The sequence below is a fragment of the Gordonia sp. DT101 genome, assembly GCF_049844895.1.
Lineage (GTDB): Bacteria > Actinomycetota > Actinomycetes > Mycobacteriales > Mycobacteriaceae > Gordonia.
In genome coordinates, this window is record NZ_JBNCLX010000001.1 from 777,068 (window position 1) to 794,834 (window position 17,767).

Here is a 17,767-nt window from a genome sequence, read left to right on the forward strand (position 1 = left end):
CTCTGAGTGAGACTGCCCTACGTCCACCCGAGGAGCACGATGCGCTTCACCTTCGCCGAGGCAATGACCGACCCGACGTTCTACCCCCCGCTCGCCCAGGCGGCGGAGCAGGCGGGATATGCGGGTTTCACCATCCCGGACTCGCTGGCCTACCCCGAGGAATCGGACGCCACCTACCCCTACACCGAGGACGGCAACCGCGAGTTCCTCGAGGACAAGGCGTTCATCGAGACGTTCATCCAGGCCGCCGCGCTCGGCGCGGTGACCTCGACGATCCGGTTCACACCCTTCGTCGTGAAGCTCCCGGTCCGCCCGCCGGCCCTGGTGGCCAAGCAGGCGAGTTCGGTCGCCTTCCTGACCAACAACCGCTTCGCGATGGGCGTGGGCACCAGTCCGTGGCCCGAGGACTACGACTTCATGGGCGTGGACTTCAAACGCCGCGGCAAGCGCATGGACGAATGCATGGACATCATCCGGGGTCTCACCACCGGTGAGTACTTCGAGTTCCACGGCGAGTTCTACGACATCCCCAAGATCAAGATGTCGCCTGCGCCCACCGAGCCGATCCCGATGCTCGTCGGCGGCCACGCCGACCCGGCCCTGCGCCGGGCGGTCGTCCGCGGCGACGGCTGGATGCACGGCGGCGGCGACGGCGAGGAACTCGACGCGCTGATCGAGAAGATCGACGACATCCGCAAGGCCGAGGGAAAGCTCAACGACCCCTTCGAGATCCATGTGATCTCCGTCGACGCGTACTCGGTCGACGGCTGTAAACGCCTCGAGGACAAGGGCGTGACCGACGTGATCGTCGGGTTCCGGCTGCCCTACATCAAGGGCCCCGACACGGAGCCTCTGCAGAAGAAGATCGACCACCTGAACTGGTACGCGGACAACGTCATCGCCAAGGTGAACGGCTGATCGCCATCACCGGCTGAGATACCGCAACGCCGCCTCTGCGGCGTTGCGGCCGCACATACCGTGCACCCCACCGCCGGGCGGGGTGGCCGACGAGCAGAGGTACACACCGGGCACCCCGGTCGCATACGGATTCGGCGACAGTCGCGGCCTGGCGATCAGATGGGTGAGATCGTTTCGTCCTCCGCCGATGTCGCCGCCCACGTGGTTCGCGTTCTGCCGTTGCAGCTGCGCGGGCGACGTGCTCACCGAGTCGACGATCTGCGCCGCGAACCCCGGCGCGAATCGTTCGATCTGCGCAGTCACCGCGGATGTCGCATCGCCGGTGAACCCGTGCGGCACATGGGCGTAGGCCCAGAGCGGTCGCAGGGAGCCGGTGGCTCGCGTCGGATCGGCGAGCCATTGCTGACCCACCAAGGTGAACGGGCGCGCCGGCATCCGGCCGGCGGCGACGTCGTCCTCCGCCGCGACGATCTCCTCGAAGGTGCCGCCGAGATGCACGGTGCCTGCGCGCCCACAGTCGCGGTCGGTCCAGCCGATGTCGCCGTCGACGAGGTAGTCGACCTTGAACGCCGCCGGACCGTGACTGTGCCGGCGGTAGCGCCGAGACCGGCGCGCCGACAAACGATCTCCGAGGATGCCGGCGGCCGCGGCCGGCATGACGTCGAGCAGCACCACGTCGGCCGAATCCACCTCGTCGATGTGGGTGACCTGCCGGCCCGTGGTGATGGTTCCGCCTGCATCGATGAGTGCCGAGGCCAGAGCGGTGACGATGGCCCCCGAACCGCCTTGCGCCACGGGCCAGCCATGCCGATGCCCGGCCGCGAGCAGGACCAGACCCGGCGCGGCCGAACCCAGGCGATCCAGACGCGTGAAGGCGTGTGCGGCGACACCGCCGAAGAGTGCGCGGGCCTGCGCGGTGCGGAAGACCCGGGCCAGACCGGTCGCCGGATAGAGGGCCCGATGCCCGAACCCCGCCAGCTTGACCGGATGGCGCGGCATGGCCACGAGCGGACCGAGGAGATCGTCGGCGAGGTCGTCGAAGTCCGCCGCGATCCCACCGATCATGTCTCGCCAGATCGCTCGGTCCGCACCCAGACCGTCGGCGGTGTCGGCGACCGAGCGATGGAGCAGTGCGGCCCGCTCGCCGTCGAGCGGATGCGCGCAGTCGATCTCCGGCCACCTCCATCGCAGACCGTGCTCGTCGAGACGGAGACTCCGCAGTGCGGGCGATCCGGCGCCGATCGGATGGAACGCCGAGCAGACGTCGTGCAGCACGCCGGGCCGCATCAACTCTGCCGAGCGCGCGCCGCCGCCGATGGCGTCCGCGGCCTCGATCACATGGACCCGGCAGCCCGCGCGCGCCAGTATGACCCCTGCGGTGAGACCGTTGGGCCCGCTTCCGACGACGACCGCGGAGGTCATCTCGTCAGCTGATCCGGAAGATGACCAGGCGTTGCACGATGAAGTTGATGACCGTCGCGGTGCCCTGCGCGATCACATAGGCGGCGAAGCTGTAGACGATCGTCTGCGGCCACAGGTGCGAGCACCAGGTGTACAGACCGACGTTCACGAAGAACGTGACACCGTAGAGTGCCGCCACCCCAACGAACCGCAATGCGCTCGGCTCGGCCTCGAACGTCCAGCGACGATTCAGCAGATATGCGGTGGTGGTGCCGAGGATGAAGCCGAACGACTTGGCGATCCAGAACGGCGTCCCGATCGCATATTGGAGGATCAGGGTCAGCCCGAAGTCGAGGACCCCGGACCCCGCGCCGGTGATGGCGAATCGGATGATCTGTGTCTTGAGGTCGACATTCGTCGACGCCTCGCCGTCGTTGAACGGCAGCTCCAGGGGCGTCGGAGCATGGCGGGTGGTGAAATCGTCATGGCGCGGATGGTCGTCCTCTGCGCCGGACTCGGGTCGAGACACGCCTGCAACCCTAGTCCAGCCGTCGGTCGGACGGCCGACGGTGGCCCCGGTCCATAGAACTCTGGCCCCGTCCCTAGAACTCTTCCTCGACGTCGGAGTCGCGGGCGGCCTTCTCACCGCGGTCGAGCTCGGCCAGCGCGGCCAGGTCGTCCGGCTCGAACGCGAAATCGAAGAGATCGGCGTTCTCGATCTGGCGACCGGCGTGCGACGACTTCGGCACCACACTTATCCCCTCCTGGACCGCCCATCGAAGCGCGATCTGGGTGGGCGACTTGCCGTACTTGCGCGCCAGTCGGATCACTGCGGGCTCGCCGAGAATGCCCTCCTTGCGTCCGGTCGGGTGCCAGGCCTGCGTATGAATCCCGTTGTCCGTCATGAATTTCCGGAGTTCTGTCCGCGCCAGTGCCGGGGAGCACTGGATCTGATTGAGCGCGGGCCAGCGTCCGGTCTCGTCATAGAGTGCCTGCAGCTGGTGCTGGGTGAAGTTCGAGACGCCCGCCGTGCGGATGAAGCCCTCGTCGGCCAGTGTCATCAGCGCCTTCCACGACTCGACCGTGCGGCCCAGACTCGGACAGGGCCAATGGATCAGGTAGATGTCGAGGTGGTCGACGGCCAGGCGCCGCGCGCTGTCCTGTGCCGCGTTGATCGCCTCGTCGAACCCGTGGTCGCCGCCCCCGAGCTTGGTCTGCACCACCACGTCGTCGCGGGGGACTCCGGACTGCCGCAAACCCATCCCGACACTGCGCTCGTTGCTGTACCGGCTCGCCGTGTCGATCATCCGATATCCCGACCGAAGGGCGCCGGCGACCGCGGAGACACTCGGTCGCCCCAACAGGCCCGACGTCCCGAGTCCGACCATCGGGATCACGTATCCGTTGTTCAGCTTCACTGACGGAATGTCCACCCACCAAGGATAGGCGTATCCGGGGATCTCGGTGAGGCGGTCGAAGACGTGATCTACGCTGCCGTTCATGAAGTCTCGCTCGCTGCGCCGGGGCGCCGCCGCAACCATCGTCGCCCTCGCCCTCGGCGGCGCTGCCTGGGCGGTGTCGCCGGCGGCCCTCGCCTCCGCGGAACCGGGGACCGCCGCGCCGCAGTGGTCGGGCATGGACGTCCGCGACCACCCGGGACCGGTACCGACCAAGGCGGGGAACCTGATCTCGCAGGTGCCCCTCGGCACCGGGCTCAGTGTGCCGGGCGCGGCGAAGGCATACCGCATCCACTATGCGACGCCCGATCAGCACAACCACCCGGCGTCCAGCACCGGTGCCGTGTTCGTGCCCGGCGGAACACCGCCGCGCGGCGGCTGGCCGATGATCGCGTGGGCGCACGGCACCACCGGCCTCGGCGACAGCTGCACCCCGTCGGCGCAGCCCCGCAGCGAGCGTGACTCGGCCTACCTCGGACACTGGCTACGCCAGGGATACGCCGTGGTGGCGACCGATTACGTCGGCCTCGGGACACCCGGGCTGATGAGCTACCTCAACGGGGAGTCGGAGGCGCATTCGATCGTCGACTCGGTGAAGGCCGCACGACAGATGGGCCTGCCCCTCGCGCCGCGATGGGCCATCGTCGGCCAGTCCCAGGGCGCGGGGGCCGCGCTCGGCGGAGCGCGCCGGGCGACCGAGCTGTCCGCGGGCAGCGGACTGGATTATCGCGGCGTGGTGGCCACCGGCACGCCGGCGAACATCGAACTGCTCCTCGGTCTCGGCGGGCCCGCCTTTCCGCCGGTGACGTTGCCGGCCGCGCTCAACACATACGCCGCCTACATCCTGGCCGGTTTCGCCGATGCCCGACCGGATCTCGACCCCATGTCGATCATGACCCCGACGGGCCGCCGACTGATCGGCGCCGCACGGACCCTCTGCTATCCGGAGATGACCGCCCTCATGAAGGGGCGGGACCTGCGGACCATGTTCCGCAAACCGATCTCGTCGCTGCCGGGTGGACAGGCGGCGCTGACCCGGCACATGGGGACCCCCTACTCCGGCTACGACCGACCGATCTTCCTCGGGCAGGGCCTGCTCGACACCGATGTGCCTGCGCCGTCGGCACTCTCGCTGTATGCCCAGATGCGCGCGGCCAACCAGCCCGTCGAGTTGCACGTCTACCCGGACAAGGACCACTCCGGCACGGTGATCGCGTCGATGGCCGACTCGACGCCGTTCCTGGCGCGCATCATGCGCTGATCGGCGTCGCACCACGTGCCGTGAACCTCGCCCACCGCGTGCGGCGATCTGCGAGGCTGGACGGTGATGACCTACGACGACATCATCATCGGTGCCGGACACAACGGGCTGACCGCCGCCGCGTATCTCGCGGCCGCCGGACGCTCGGTACTGGTGCTCGAGCGCGCCGATCATGTCGGCGGCGCCGCGGTGTCGGCGATGCCGTTCCCAGGTCTGCCCGCCCGCGTCTCCCGCTACTCGTATCTGATGTCGCTCCTGCCACGGGAGATCGTCACGGACCTCGAACTCGACATCCGGCTGATCCGACGCCGGTTCTCCTCGTACACCCCGCTGCCGACCGACCCCGCGACCGGCATCCTCGTCGACAACGACGACACCGCGGCGACCGCCGCGTCGTTTCGGCGCGCCACCGGCTCCGAGGCGGCGTTCACCGCGTGGGAGTCGTTCGGCACCCGGATGGGCACCATCGCGCAGCGGGTCTTCCCGACGATGATCGAACCGCTTCGGGCGGCCGAGCAGATGCGCGATCTGGTGGTCGGCACCGACACCTCGGATGCCGAGATCTGGGAGATGCTCACGACACGTCCGCTCGGTGAGCTTCTCGGGCAGTATTTCGACGATGACGTGGTGCGCGGCATCGTCGCCACCGACGGACTCATCGGCACCTTCGCCGACCTCGACGAATCGGCGCTGCGGCAGAACATCTGCTTCCTGTATCACCTCATCGGCGGTGGGACCGGCGACTGGGATGTGCCGGTCGGCGGGATGGGTGCGGTGTCCGGCGCGCTCTATCAGGCGGCAGCCTCGGCGGGCGCCGAGATCCGCACCGGCGTCCGAGTGCTCGGCGTCGACCCGTCGGACGGGACCGTCGAACTCGCCGACGACCGCGTGACCGGATCGATGTTGTATGCCGCGTGCGCGCCACGGGTGATCAACGGTCTCCTCGACGACCCCGTCGACACCGAGGCGGACCCGAGGGGTTCGCAACTGAAGATCAACCTCCTGCTCGAGCGTCTGCCGCGCCTGCTCGACACGTCGACGTCGCCGGAGGCCGCCTTCGCCGGCACCTTCCACATCAACGAATCGGCGACCCAGTTGCGGACCGCCTGGCTGCAGGCCGACCGTGGCCAGGTGCCCGAGCTGCCGCCGTGCGAGATCTATTGCCACACACTCTCGGACGGCTCGATCCTCGGCCCCGAGCTCCAGGGCAGGCACACGCTGACGCTGTTCGCCCTGCACATGCCCCCGGAGGTGTTCGACGCGCCCGGTGCCGTCGAGCATGCGGTCGGCGCCACGCTCGCATCGCTGAACTCCGTCCTCGCCGAGCCCATCCAATCGGTGATCGCCCACGACGTGACCGGCAATCCCTGCATCGAGGTCAAGACACCCCAGGATCTCGAGGCGAGCCTCGGCCTGCCGGGTGGCAACATCTTTCACCGCAGTCTCCAGTGGCCGTGGGCCGAGTCGGAATCCGAGGTCGGGTCCTGGGGCGTGGAGACCCGACATCCGCGACTCCTGCTCTGCGGTGCGGGGGCACGGCGCGGCGGCGGGGTGAGCGGCATCCCCGGCCACAATGCGGCGGCGAGAACGCTGCGCGATTAGCGATCCGGGGCAACCGTCGCAGATGCACATCCATCCCTCAGCGTTTTCTCACCGTGAGGGCGCTGTGCCCGCGCACCGTGCAGGTACCCTCATGAGCGATGTCTACAGAAGAGCTGTTGCCGATCGAGACCCGCACGCTGGTGGGCTGGTCCCGCACCACGCCGACCATCGGTCACGTGTTGTCGACGCCATATCCCGAGGTCATCGCCGAAGCGGTGGCCCGTGTCGCCGACGACAACGCGGACAAACCGGACTATCTCAAGCGTGGCGTGATCGCCCGGGGCCTGGGCCGGTCGTACAACGAGTCCGGCCAGAACAGCGGTGGTCTGACCATCGACATGACACCGCTGACGCGCGTGCACTCGCTCGACGAGGACACCGCGATCGTGGACGTCGACGCGGGACTCTCGCTCGATGCCCTGATGAAGATCGTGGTTCCCAGGGGGTTCTGGGTCCCGGTGATGCCCGGTACCCGGCAGGTGACCATCGGCGGGGCGATCGCCCACGACATCCACGGCAAGAACCACCACAGCATGGGCAGCTTCGGCAATCACATCACCGAGATGCAGCTGCTCGTCGCCGACGGACGGATCCTGACGCTGGCCCCCGACGGTTCCGCCGACGACGCGGACGGATCGTTGTTCTGGGCGACCGTGGCCGGCATCGGGCTGACCGGCATCATCCTGCGCGCCAAGATGCAGCTCAAGCGCACCGAGACCGCGTACTTCCTCGCCGACACGTTCACCACGAACAGCCTCGACGAGACGATCGACCTGCACCTGGAACAAAAGTACGAGGACGGCTTCGAATATGCCTCCGGCTGGTTCGACACCATCAGCGGCCCACCGAAACTGGGGCGCGGATCGTTCAGCCGCGGCAATCTCGCCACCCTCGACGATCTGCCGATGAAACTCAAGAACAACCCGCTCAAGTTCGACCCGAAACCACTGATCTCGGTACCGAACATCTTCCCGCGCGGGCTGGCCAACAAGTTCGATTTCTCGCTGGTCGGTGAGGCCTACTATCGGATGGGCTCCAACAAGAGAGACGTCATCGAGAGCCTGCCGCAGTTCTATCACCCGCTCGACGTGATCGGGAATTGGAACAACGCCTACGGCCGCGGGGGAGGTTTCGCCCAGTACCAGTTCATCGTGCCGACCGGCAACGAGAGCGAGTTCAAGCAGCTCATCCTCGACATCCAGGCCTCCGGCCACGTCAGCTTCCTGAACGTGATCAAGCTCTTCGGCGACGGCAACAAGGCGCCGCTGAGCTTCCCGTTCAAGGGCTGGAACGTCTGCCTCGACTTCCCCGTCAACAAGAGCCTGGGTGCATTCCTCGTGGACCTCGACCGCCGGGTGATGTCGATGGGCGGGCGGCTTTACACGGCCAAGGACTCCCGGACATCCGCGCAGAACTTCCACCAGATGTACCCACAGATCGACGAGTGGATCGCCATCCGCCGGAAGATCGACCCGACCGGGGTCTTCATGTCCGACATGGCGCGCCGCCTCGAACTCAACTGATACCGCGCCTCATTCCCGACCAGCGAAAGGTCACCATGTTCAACGCCGTTGGCGTACCCCAGTCCATCCTGGTCCTCGGCGGAAGTTCCGAGATCGGCCTGGCCATCACCGAGGAATACCTCAAGAAGGCCTCCATGCGGGTGGTCCTCGCCACTGTGCCCGGAGATCCCACCGCGGCCGCCGCCGTGGCGAAGATGACCAAGGCCGGCGCCTCGAGTGTCGAGCAGATCGACTTCGACGCCCTCGCGCCGGACACCCATCCGGCCGTGCTGGACAAGGCCTTCGCCGGCGGCGACATCGACGTCGCGATCGTGGCGTTCGGTATCCAGCCCGACGACGAGAAGGCCTGGCAGGACCAGAAGACCGCGGTGACCGAGGTGGGGATCAACTACACCGCCGCGGTGTCGGTGGGTGTGCTGCTCGGCGAGAAGATGCGCGCACAGGGATTCGGGCAGATCATCGCGATGAGCTCGGTCGCCGGAGAACGGGTGCGCCGCAGCAACTTCGTGTACGGCTCCACCAAGGCCGGTCTCGACGGCTTCTACCTCGGACTCGGTGACGCCTTGCGTCCGTTCGGCATCCGCGTCCTGGTCATCCGGCCGGGACAGGTCCGGACCCGCCTCTCGGCGCACGTGAAGGAGGCGCCGATGACGGTCGAGAAGGAGGACGTCGCACGCCTGGCCGTCGCGGCCGCCGACAAGGGCAAGGAAATCGTCTGGGCGCCCGGGCCGTTCCGCTTCGTGATGATCATCCTGCGGCACATCCCGCGCCCGATCTTCCGTCGACTGCCAATCTGAGGATGGGAGTGCCCGCTCGCCGCACCCGCGACGTCGGAGAACTCGTCGTCGGTGCGATCGTCGCTGTCCTGATCGCCTACATCGGTCTCAAGATCATCGGGGCCGTCGACTGGCCCGCGTTCAACTCCTCCAACGTGAGTCGGGCGCTCACCACCGTCGGACAGGTGGTCGCCGTCGCGCTGATGGTGATCGCCGTGATCCTCCATCGCGGCGGCCGCGCACGATGGCTGACCAGCCTCCTGTCGGTGGTCGCGTCGGCCGGTCTGGTGACGGTCACGCTCGGTATGCCGCTGGGTGCCACCAAGCTCTATCTGTTCGGGCTCTCGGTCGATCAGGAGTTCCGCACCGAGTACCTGACCAGGATGACGAGCAGCCCCCGGCTGGCCGACATGACCTACATCGACCTACCGCCGTATTACCCGGCCGGCTGGTTCTGGTGGGGCGGGCGATTCGCCAATTTCGAGGGCCTTCCCGGCTGGGAGGCCTACAAACCGTGGGCGATCATCTCGATGTCGATCGCCGCGGCGGTGGGCATCCTGCTGTGGACCCGGATGGTCGGCCCGAACCGCGGGATCCCGATTGCGCTGGCGGTCACCACCATCACGCTCATGTACGCCTCCCCGGAGCCGTACGCGGCGGTGCTGGTCATGATCGGCACGCCGATGCTCATCACGCTGCTCTACGCGCTACGCGGCCGATCGCGCATCGTCGACGGCCCGGTCGGCGGTCTCCGGCGCGGGACGAGTTGGCCCGCGGTGGTCGCGGCGGGTGCGTTCTTCGGCCTCAGCGCCACCTTCTACACGCTCTACACCGGCCTGTTCGCCCTCACCGCAGCCCTCATGGCGCTCTATCTCATCGGCCAGGCATGGCGTGGCGCGTCCAACAAGGCCGTTCCCGACGACACGGTGTCCGCCCGTCGCCGATCGACGATCGGCGCGATCATCGGCCGGCTGGTGTCGGTCGGGGTGATCGCCGGAGTCATCGCGTTGCTGGTGTGGGCGCCGTACCTGTGGTCGAGGGCCCGCAGCGAGCCGGCCAGCGGCGGCACCGCCGAGCACTACCTGCCCGAGCGCGGCTCCATCCTGCCGCTGCCGTTCTTCCACTTCACCCTCGTCGGGATCATCACCTTCATCGGACTGATCTGGCTCCTGCTGCGCTTCCGGAAACGCACCACCGCCCTCGCGCTCGGCCTGACGGTGCTGACCGTCTACCTGTTCTGCCTGCTGTCGATGCTCCTCACCGCCGCAGGCACCACGCTCCTCTCGTTCCGTCTCGATCCGATTCTCGATGCGACGCTCGGCGCCGCCGGCGTACTCGGTGTCGCGGAGGTGTCACGGTGGGCGGTCGGCAAATTCGGCGATGTCCGCTTCGCGATCGGTGCCGTGGCGGCGGTGTCCGCCATCGCCCTCGCCCAGGGTGTACCCGGTTACCTCTCCACCGAGATCACCACCGCGTACACCGACACCGACGGCTACGGGAAGCGTGCCGATCAGCGGCCACCGGGCGCCGAATCGTACTTCCCCGAGATCAACCGCCTCATCCACAAACAGACCGGCCGACCGGCCGACCAGAACGTGGTGCTCACCGCCGACTACGGATTCCTCTCCGTCTTCCCGTACTGGGGTTTCCAGGGTCTGACGTCGCACTACGCCAACCCGTTGGCCGAGTTCGACAAGCGGGCGGCCACCATCGGGCGATGGTCGGAATCCACGACGCCGGACCAGATGATCAGAAAACTCGACCGGTCCCCGTGGAAGCCGCCAAACGTCTTCCTGTTCCGTTACGGCGCAGACGGTTACACGTTGAGGCTGGCGAAGGATGTCTACCCGAACGACCCGAACGTCAGCCGGTACTCGGTCACGTTCGATCCCGCGGTGTTCGCCGATCCCCGGTTCACGGTGACCGAGGTCGGACCGTTCGTGGTGGTGGTGCGGCGATGATCGTGGGTCAGGAGTGATCGTGCCGAAGAGCAAGTTCCTCATCAGCCGGGTCGACGCCGGATCGTCGTCGGCCTTCCTGGTGCATACCGACGTCGTGAACTGGATTCTGCTCCAAGAGGGTTCGGACATCACCCTGATCGACGGCGGCTATCCGGGCCAGGCCTCCGACGTGGTGGAGTCGATCCGTCACATCGGCGGCCGGCCCGAGGACATCCGCGGGGCGCTGCTGACCCATGCCCACGTCGATCACCTCGGCGGGCTGGTGTCCCTGAGCGAGCAATACGGATTCGACGTCTTCATGGATCCGGCCGAGGTGGCACACGCCCGACGCGAATACCTCCAGCAGGCGGGACCCCTCGACATCCTGCCGATCGCATACCGGCCACGCGTCCTGCGATGGCTGGCCGCGGTCACCCCGCTCGGAGTGTTGAGCCGCAAGGGAATCGACGGCGCCAAGCCGTTCGGGACCCCGCTCGACCTACCGGGCGGCCCGACCCCGGTCGCCGCGCACGGCCACACCGACGGGCACAGCGCCTATCTCGTCGCCGACGCAACGGTCCTGGTGTCCGGCGATGCACTGGTCAGCGGGCACCCGATCTCGGCAATAGCAGGCCCGCAATGCATCTCGGATGCCTTTCAGCATGACGTCGACGCGGCGCGGCGGACCGTCGAATCCTTCACCCGGCTCGACGCGACGATCCTGTTCCCCGGCCATGGACCGCGGTACGACGGTTCCGTCGCCGACGCCGCCCGGCGGGCACTCGAGGTGTCCTGAGCGGTCCGGCGATCCCTGAAAACCGCCCCCGGAAAGCACCCGCCACCGGGCCACGGTCGAAATACGTCGATGGGCCTCGCCAACGGGCGGTTTCCGGGGGCGGTTTCAGGGGCGGCCGTCCTCGGCGATCGACCTGATGCGGTCGAGGCGGCGGTCCCAGCCGCGCGCGATGGCATCGAGTTGCCGGGCGACCTGACTCAGCCGCGCACCCACCGGCTCGTAGCGCAGCTCCCGGCCGGCCTTGGCCGAGGTGACCAGACCCACATCCTCCAGCACGCGAAGGTGTTTCGCGATCGCCTGTCTGGTGATGGGCAGTTCGGCCGCCAGCGCCGACGCCGATGCCGGGGACCGGGAGAGCGTCACCAGGATCTGCCACCGGCTGTCGTCGGCGAGCGCCGCGAACAGATCGACCGGCGCGGCGTCGTCCACCTGCCCCGTCGCTTCGCTCGCCCCGACCACATCTGCATCAGGCACGGGCAGCGGCCCCGGCGAGGTGGGCGCGAGCCAGATCCAGCTCGAGGCGCCACCCCTGGGTGTGGTCGTCGAATCGGGAGCGGCGATCGGCCTCCGGTTCGGAGAGCGACGCGAAGCCCGACTCGGCGACCTTGAGCACCACACCCGACTCCACCTCGGTGACCCAGAACTCCACCAGCGTCGACGAACTCGACAGGTCGTCGGCGTCGATGTGCCAGCGGAAGGCCGCGTATTTGGGTTCGTCGAGCGTCACGGTCCGGAACGCGAACCGGCCGTGATCGGGGTCGGTGACGTACGAGACCTCGCCGTCGCGACTGATCTGATGGTCGATGATCTTCTGATCGTTGATGTACCAGCCCGGCTCGCTGACCAGTGCCCAGACACGGTCGGCGGGTGCGTCGATGCTGATCTCGCGTTCGATGCGATCGAATTGGGTGTCCATGGTGTCCTCCTCGGACTCGATGATTTATGTGCAACTCGATAGTTGCACAAAGGGTGCGGTTGTTGCAACCCCCGAGTTGCAATTCATCGGGTGGCCTTGACCTCAAGTGAAGTTGAAGTATGAGAGTTGGCGACATGACATCACCGCTGCTCCACCGCATCGACAAGTTCTCCGTGCCCGCCGACGCCATGCCCGAGTTCCTTACTCGAGTACGGCACACCCACCAGATTCTCGGCGGCCAGCCCGGCATCGTCCGCAACGACGTCGTCACCCTGGTCGACGGCGAGAGCGACTACAACGTGGTGACCGCGGTGACATGGGAGTCGTGTGAGGCACTGCAGAACGCCGGGCGCGCGGTGGCCGCGGATGTCGCGGCGAGCGGATTCGACCGAGCCGCGTTCCTGGAGCGGCTCGGGGTCACCGGGGATTTCGGGACGTACTCGTGACATCGTGACGCGCCGTTGCGGGCCCCGCGCGGTCAACCTCGCCGAGTACCCGCCAACAGGGACGCCGAGCTCATCCCCGGCAAGTCGATCGTCCTGCCGTGCGCCGCGAGCACGGACCCGGTGTCGCTCAGCGAGCACTCCCATCCCGCCGCGTCGAAGGCTGCGGGGATATCCGGGTTGTCGTGCCAGAGTGCACGGATCTCGGCGAACGGATCATCGCGGCCGGGCGTGCGTTTGCCGGCGCGGCGCACGGTGACACCGATCCTCGAATTCGCTGTCGCCGCCACGCTGACACCTTCGACGACGCGGCACACGACGTCGGCGGGCAGATACGCGAGCAGCCCCTCGGCCAACCATGCCGACGGTTCGTCAGGCCGAAAACCGTTGTCCTGCAGCGCACGCAACCAGTCGTCGACGAGATCGCAACGCACCGGCCGCCGATCGACGACGGGGTCGATCCCCGCCTGCGCCACCACGGCTTCCTTCACGTCGACCACCGCGGGGCGGTCGACTTCGAACAGCCGGGAGTCGGGAGTGAACCCGTTCCGGAATCCTCGGCCGTCCAGACCTGAGCCGAGGATGACGAACTGCCGAATCCCCGCCGCGGCGGCGTCGGCGAAGACGTCGTCGAGGAACAGGGTCCGCGCCACGATCCACAGATACATCGCCTCGACCTCGCGACGGGCGCCCTCGGTCGCACGTTCCGCCGAATACGGCCGCGGTCGCACACGTGCGATGGCCTCGGCGAGCGGGTCATGAAAGAGCGCATCCGGACGCGAGGACTCTGTCGCCCGCGCCCATGCCACCCCGAGGGCGGTTCTGCCGACGGCATCCAGTTCGCTCAATTGGCGTCGACCAGTTCGGCGAGCCGGCGGATCGCGAACTCGTAGCCCGGGATGCCGCAGCCTGCGATCACCCCGGACGCGACCGGTGACACGTAGGAGTGATGCCGGAACGCCTCGCGCCGGTGGATGTTGCTGATGTGGACCTCCATGATCGGCACCTCCGGAACCACCAGCGCGTCGGCCAGCGCGACCGATGTGTGCGTCCAGCCGCCCGGGTTGATCACGATGCCACTGACCTGCCCGCGGGCCTCGTGAATCCAGTCGATCATCTGGCCCTCGTGATTCGTCTGGGCCGCCCGCAGGCCGAATCCGACCGCCGACGCGGTCCGCTCCGCGAGCGCGACCACGTCGTCGAGGGTCGCCGATCCGTACACTTCCGGCTGCCGGATGCCCAAGGTGTTCAGGTTCGGGCCGTTGAGCAGCAGAATCGGCAGGGGTTCGGGGCTCGACGAGGTGTCCGGCATGGCTCCAACCATAGTTCAGTCCTTCGCGCCGACATCGCGTCCAGGAGCAACGGTTACCATCTCTCTTTGTGCCATCGCTGACAGTCCGACGAGCCAAGATCGTTGCCATCATCACCGGACTGCTCGGATTCTTCATGGCACTGGCCACGCCCCTCATGCCGGTCAACCAGACCACGGCGCAGATCAATTGGCCACAAGACAACACCGTCGGATCGGTTGCCGCCCCGCTGATCAGCTATGTCCCCATCGACTTCGACGCGCACGTTCCGTGCAGTGCCATCGATCAACTCGGCGATGGCGAATCGGTACTGCTGTCGACGACGCCGAAAGAGGCCGAGAAATCCCCGGAACGCGGGCTGTTCATCCGCAAGACCGGACAGCCCGGCGACCCCGCCGATCAGCAGACCATCGAAGTGGTCATCCGCAACCTCCCGCTGGTGTCGGCCACGTTGGCGCAGGTCCGACAGCAGGACTGCCGCGAGATCGTCGTGCACGCGGACTCCGAAGCGGTGTCGGCCGAGTTCGTCGGAATGCACAACGACCAGGGCGAACCACTCGACGGCACCACCGAGGGCCGAGAGTCCAACACTTACGACAAGGACCAGCGACCACAGGTCACCGGACTGTTCACCGATCTCTCCGGTCCGGCCGCGAACCAGCCGGGTCTCAGCGCCCACGCCACCATCGACTCCCGCTACACGACGGCTCCGACCATTCTGAAGTGGCTCGTCCTGATCGTCGGGATCATCTGCACCCTGTTGTCGCTTGCCGCCCTCGCCGTCCTCGACTCCACCGACGGCCGCAAACACCGGCGCATCCTGCCGGCGCGTTGGTGGCGACTCAACGCCCGCGACTACGTGGTCATCGGCGCGCTGATCGTGTGGCACTTCATCGGACCCAACACCTCCGACGACGGCTATCTGCTGACCATGGCCCGCGTCGCACAGAACGCGCAATACACGGCCAACTACTTCCGATGGTATGGCGCGCCCGAGGCACCATTCGGCTGGTACTACCAGGTCTTCGGACTGCTCAGCCACGTCAGCGTGGCCAGCCCGTGGATGCGCATCCCCGCGTTGATCTGCGGCATCGGCGTCTGGCTCATCATCAGCCACGAGGTGTTACCGAGGCTCGGTCGTGCCGCCATCACCCGCCCGTCCGTCGGGTGGACGGCCGCCTTCGTGTTCCTGGTGTCGTGGTTCCCGTTCGACAACGGTCTGCGCCCGGAGCCGATCATCTGTCTCGGTGCCCTGCTCACGTGGTGTTCGGTGGAGCGTGCCATCGCGACCGGGCGCCTGCTACCCGCCGCCGTGGCCTGTCTCATCGGTGCGTTCAGCCTGGCCGCCGGTCCGACCGGTCTGCTCGCCGTGGCCGCCCTCATCGCGGGCGCGCGACCGATGATCCTGGCGTTGATCAAACGTGCGAAGGTCATCGGCGGCGGCCGGTGGGCCTATGTCGCGCTCTTGGCGCCGATCCTCGCAGCCGGCACCTTCATCATCTTCGTCGTGTTCTCCAATCTCACGCTGCGATCATTTGTCGAGGCGTCGCAGATGAAGACCGCGCTCGGGCCGTCCGGCCACTGGTACAACGAGATCAATCGCTACTCGTCGCTGTTCGCCTTCTCCGCCGACGGCTCCATCGTGCGACGGTTCGCCGTCCTCGTGATGATCCTCGGCCTGGTGGTGTCGGCCGCGATGCTGATCCGCCGGTCCCGCATCCCGGGCACTGCGCTGGGGCCGTCCCGACGAATCGTCGCGATCACCTTCGCGTCGTTGGTGTTCCTCATGTTCACGCCGACAAAGTGGACGCATCACTTCGGGGTGTTCGCCGGGCTCGGGGCGGCACTGGCCGCCATCGCGGCGATCGCGGCAAGCAATCAGGTCATGCATTCGCGGCGCAACCGCACACTGTTCGCGGCGCTGGTCCTGTTCGTCGCGGGTCTGGCATTCACCGCACCCAACTCCTATTACTACTCATCCGCCTGGGGCATGCCCTGGGGCGGCATGCAGGTCACCATCGCGGGCGTTAACCTGGCAAATCTGTTGCTCTACGCGTCACTCGTGCTCCTGTTGGCGGCGTTGTGGTTCCACTTCCGTGAGCCGTTCACCGGCGCAGATCCGGCCGACGGGCTCCCCGACCGTTCGGCGCGGCCATGGTATCGCCGCCTCTGGACGATGCTGGCCTCGGCTCCGCTGGCCTTCGTCGCCGGGGCGGTGGTGATCTTCGCCCTTGTCACCGCGATGTTCGCCGGTATCCAGCAGAGTTCGTCGTATTCCGTGCCGCGCGCGAATCTGGAGGCGCTCAAAGGCGAGGAATGCGGTATGGCCGACAAGGTCTGGGTCGAGACGGACCCGAGCCGTTACCAGCTCACCCCGGTGGACGGATCGATCGCCGACCCGCTGGCCGGTCCGCCGACGGCACCGGCCGACGCAACCCAGCCGGCGACCACCGGCTTCAATGCGAACGGTGTGGACGAGGATCTCGAGACGACGGCGAGCGAGGGCTCGCTGGGCGTGCTGGCCGGTAGCGCGGTCGCGTCACCGGATGTGCTGACCGCCAACGCCGGCGGCACCGGAGGCGGCATCGAGTCGACCGCCGGGGTCAACGGCAGTTACGCACAACTCCCCTTCTTCCTCGACCCGGCGAAGACCCCGGTGATGGGCAGCTACTCGAAGACCGATCAGGTTCCGGCGCATCTGACGTCGGCGTGGTACGCGATGCCCGCCGATTACAAGGACCGTCCGATGGTGGCGTTCTCGGTCGCCGGTCTCTTCGACAATCCGGATCTCCTGCTCGAATACACCACCGACCCGGTCGGACCGGGTACCCGCGACGCGTCGCTGCATGCCACCGGTGACACCGAGATGATCGACCCCGGCCCGCGCCCGTCGTGGCGGAACGCCCGTGTCACCACTGATTCACTGCCGGACGACATCACCGCAGTGCGCATCGTCGCGACCGACGAGAACCTCTCGGAGGACCGCTTCATCGTGGTCACGCCGCCTCGGCTCCCGGAGATGCAGACGCTGCAGCAGGTGGTCGGGCGCGAGGACCCCGTGCACGTCGACTGGACCTCCGGCCTCTCTTTCCCATGTCAGCGGCCGTTCACCCACAAGGACGGGGTGGCCGAGATCCCGAAGTGGCGGATCATGCCCGGCGCCGACCTGGCGGCCGCGGTGTCGGCATGGCAGAACTCCTTCGGCGGGGGACCACTCGGCTGGATCGAGGTCTCTCAGCAGGCCACCGCGATGTCCACCTACCTCCAGGACGACATCGGGCGTGACTGGGGCGCGCTCGAGCGCTACACGCCGTACGGCGATGTGACCACGCTGGCCGATGTCGACACCGGAACCGCCACCCGCAGCGGGCTCTGGAGCCCGGCACCTATCCGGCACTGACACCCAGACTCCCGATTTCGTAGT

Annotated in this window: 16 protein-coding genes; 9 read left to right on the plus strand and 7 right to left on the minus strand. The window is 67.4% G+C overall.

Going from position 1 to position 17,767, the window contains the following annotated elements:
- Nucleotides 1-39: 39 nt before the first annotated feature.
- Nucleotides 40-918 carry a TIGR03619 family F420-dependent LLM class oxidoreductase gene (locus tag ACLQ3I_RS03885; protein WP_425793002.1) on the plus strand — a complete coding sequence of 293 codons (879 nt, stop codon included), beginning with the start codon at nt 40-42 and terminating at the stop codon, nt 916-918.
- 6 nt (nt 919-924) lie between these two features.
- On the opposite strand, the gene ACLQ3I_RS03890 is transcribed toward ACLQ3I_RS03885, so the two are convergent.
- From ACLQ3I_RS03890 to ACLQ3I_RS03900, 3 genes are all read right to left on the minus strand, one after another.
- Nucleotides 925-2,340 carry a phytoene desaturase family protein gene (locus ACLQ3I_RS03890; protein WP_425800152.1) on the minus strand — a complete coding sequence of 472 codons (1,416 nt, stop codon included), beginning with the start codon at nt 2,338-2,340 and terminating at the stop codon, nt 925-927.
- Nucleotides 2,341-2,344: 4 nt separating this feature from the next.
- Complete coding sequence (locus tag ACLQ3I_RS03895) at nt 2,345-2,848, minus strand: GtrA family protein (protein WP_425793004.1); 504 nt, start codon at nt 2,846-2,848, stop codon at nt 2,345-2,347.
- 73 nt (nt 2,849-2,921) lie between these two features.
- Nucleotides 2,922-3,752, minus strand: coding sequence for an aldo/keto reductase (locus ACLQ3I_RS03900; RefSeq protein ID WP_425800714.1), 831 nt, complete (start codon nt 3,750-3,752; stop codon nt 2,922-2,924).
- A 67-nt stretch (nt 3,753-3,819) separates the two neighbouring features.
- Between ACLQ3I_RS03900 and ACLQ3I_RS03905 the strand changes: the two genes are divergently transcribed.
- The 6 genes from ACLQ3I_RS03905 (at nt 3,820) to ACLQ3I_RS03930 (ending at nt 11,674) form a co-directional block, all read left to right on the plus strand.
- On the plus strand, nt 3,820-5,037 hold the full coding sequence (locus tag ACLQ3I_RS03905) for a prolyl oligopeptidase family serine peptidase (protein WP_425800153.1): 1,218 nt from the start codon (nt 3,820-3,822) through the stop codon (nt 5,035-5,037).
- 66 nt (nt 5,038-5,103) lie between these two features.
- Nucleotides 5,104-6,639 (plus strand): phytoene desaturase family protein, encoded by a 1,536-nt coding sequence (locus tag ACLQ3I_RS03910; RefSeq protein ID WP_425800154.1) that lies wholly within the window; start codon nt 5,104-5,106, stop codon nt 6,637-6,639.
- A 98-nt stretch (nt 6,640-6,737) separates the two neighbouring features.
- A complete protein-coding gene (locus ACLQ3I_RS03915) occupies nt 6,738-8,162 on the plus strand; it encodes an FAD-binding protein (protein WP_425793007.1) in 1,425 nt (474 codons plus the stop codon).
- A 35-nt stretch (nt 8,163-8,197) separates the two neighbouring features.
- On the plus strand, nt 8,198-8,959 hold the full coding sequence (locus tag ACLQ3I_RS03920; RefSeq protein ID WP_425793008.1) for a decaprenylphospho-beta-D-erythro-pentofuranosid-2-ulose 2-reductase: 762 nt from the start codon (nt 8,198-8,200) through the stop codon (nt 8,957-8,959).
- 2 nt (nt 8,960-8,961) lie between these two features.
- Entirely contained in the window at nt 8,962-10,899 is a 1,938-nt protein-coding gene (locus ACLQ3I_RS03925; protein ID WP_425800155.1) for a galactan 5-O-arabinofuranosyltransferase, read from the plus strand.
- Between the two features lie 13 nt (nt 10,900-10,912).
- Nucleotides 10,913-11,674 carry an MBL fold metallo-hydrolase gene (locus tag ACLQ3I_RS03930; RefSeq protein WP_425793010.1) on the plus strand — a complete coding sequence of 254 codons (762 nt, stop codon included), beginning with the start codon at nt 10,913-10,915 and terminating at the stop codon, nt 11,672-11,674.
- A 105-nt stretch (nt 11,675-11,779) separates the two neighbouring features.
- On the opposite strand, the gene ACLQ3I_RS03935 is transcribed toward ACLQ3I_RS03930, so the two are convergent.
- Both ACLQ3I_RS03935 and ACLQ3I_RS03940 read right to left on the minus strand, forming a co-directional pair.
- Nucleotides 11,780-12,103 (minus strand): ArsR/SmtB family transcription factor, encoded by a 324-nt coding sequence (locus tag ACLQ3I_RS03935; RefSeq protein WP_425800716.1) that lies wholly within the window; start codon nt 12,101-12,103, stop codon nt 11,780-11,782.
- Between the two features lie 37 nt (nt 12,104-12,140).
- Nucleotides 12,141-12,590 (minus strand): SRPBCC domain-containing protein, encoded by a 450-nt coding sequence (locus ACLQ3I_RS03940; RefSeq protein ID WP_425800156.1) that lies wholly within the window; start codon nt 12,588-12,590, stop codon nt 12,141-12,143.
- Nucleotides 12,591-12,724: 134 nt separating this feature from the next.
- On the opposite strand from ACLQ3I_RS03940, the gene ACLQ3I_RS03945 reads away from it, so the two are divergent.
- The gene (locus ACLQ3I_RS03945) at nt 12,725-13,036 is read left to right on the plus strand and encodes an antibiotic biosynthesis monooxygenase family protein (protein ID WP_425793012.1); all 312 of its coding nucleotides are present in this window, start codon (nt 12,725-12,727) and stop codon (nt 13,034-13,036) included.
- A gap of 32 nt (nt 13,037-13,068) precedes the next feature.
- Here ACLQ3I_RS03945 and ACLQ3I_RS03950 read toward each other — a convergent pair whose 3' ends face one another.
- Nucleotides 13,069-13,881 carry an SAM-dependent methyltransferase gene (locus ACLQ3I_RS03950; protein ID WP_425800157.1) on the minus strand — a complete coding sequence of 271 codons (813 nt, stop codon included), beginning with the start codon at nt 13,879-13,881 and terminating at the stop codon, nt 13,069-13,071.
- A complete protein-coding gene (aroQ, locus tag ACLQ3I_RS03955) occupies nt 13,878-14,345 on the minus strand; it encodes a type II 3-dehydroquinate dehydratase (protein ID WP_425793014.1) in 468 nt (155 codons plus the stop codon). Before aroQ ends, ACLQ3I_RS03950 begins: the two co-directional genes overlap by 4 nt.
- 68 nt (nt 14,346-14,413) lie before the next feature.
- On the opposite strand from aroQ, the gene ACLQ3I_RS03960 reads away from it, so the two are divergent.
- Nucleotides 14,414-17,743, plus strand: a complete 3,330-nt coding sequence (locus ACLQ3I_RS03960) for an arabinosyltransferase domain-containing protein (protein ID WP_425800158.1) — start codon at nt 14,414-14,416, stop codon at nt 17,741-17,743.
- Nucleotides 17,744-17,767 lie beyond the last annotated feature (24 nt).

What these genes read in the sequence shown, in the direction of transcription:
- ACLQ3I_RS03885 (WP_425793002.1), top strand. Translation starts at nt 40, where the DNA reads ATGCGCTTCACCTTCGCCGAGGCAATGACCGACCCGACGTTCTACCCC.
- ACLQ3I_RS03890 (WP_425800152.1), bottom strand. Translation starts at nt 2,340, where the DNA reads ATGACCTCCGCGGTCGTCGTCGGAAGCGGGCCCAACGGTCTCACCGCA.
- ACLQ3I_RS03905 (WP_425800153.1), top strand. Translation starts at nt 3,820, where the DNA reads ATGAAGTCTCGCTCGCTGCGCCGGGGCGCCGCCGCAACCATCGTCGCC.
- ACLQ3I_RS03910 (WP_425800154.1), top strand. Translation starts at nt 5,104, where the DNA reads ATGACCTACGACGACATCATCATCGGTGCCGGACACAACGGGCTGACC.
- ACLQ3I_RS03915 (WP_425793007.1), top strand. Translation starts at nt 6,738, where the DNA reads ATGTCTACAGAAGAGCTGTTGCCGATCGAGACCCGCACGCTGGTGGGC.
- ACLQ3I_RS03920 (WP_425793008.1), top strand. Translation starts at nt 8,198, where the DNA reads ATGTTCAACGCCGTTGGCGTACCCCAGTCCATCCTGGTCCTCGGCGGA.
- ACLQ3I_RS03925 (WP_425800155.1), top strand. Translation starts at nt 8,962, where the DNA reads ATGGGAGTGCCCGCTCGCCGCACCCGCGACGTCGGAGAACTCGTCGTC.
- ACLQ3I_RS03940 (WP_425800156.1), bottom strand. Translation starts at nt 12,590, where the DNA reads ATGGACACCCAATTCGATCGCATCGAACGCGAGATCAGCATCGACGCA.
- ACLQ3I_RS03945 (WP_425793012.1), top strand. Translation starts at nt 12,725, where the DNA reads ATGACATCACCGCTGCTCCACCGCATCGACAAGTTCTCCGTGCCCGCC.
- aroQ (WP_425793014.1), bottom strand. Translation starts at nt 14,345, where the DNA reads ATGCCGGACACCTCGTCGAGCCCCGAACCCCTGCCGATTCTGCTGCTC.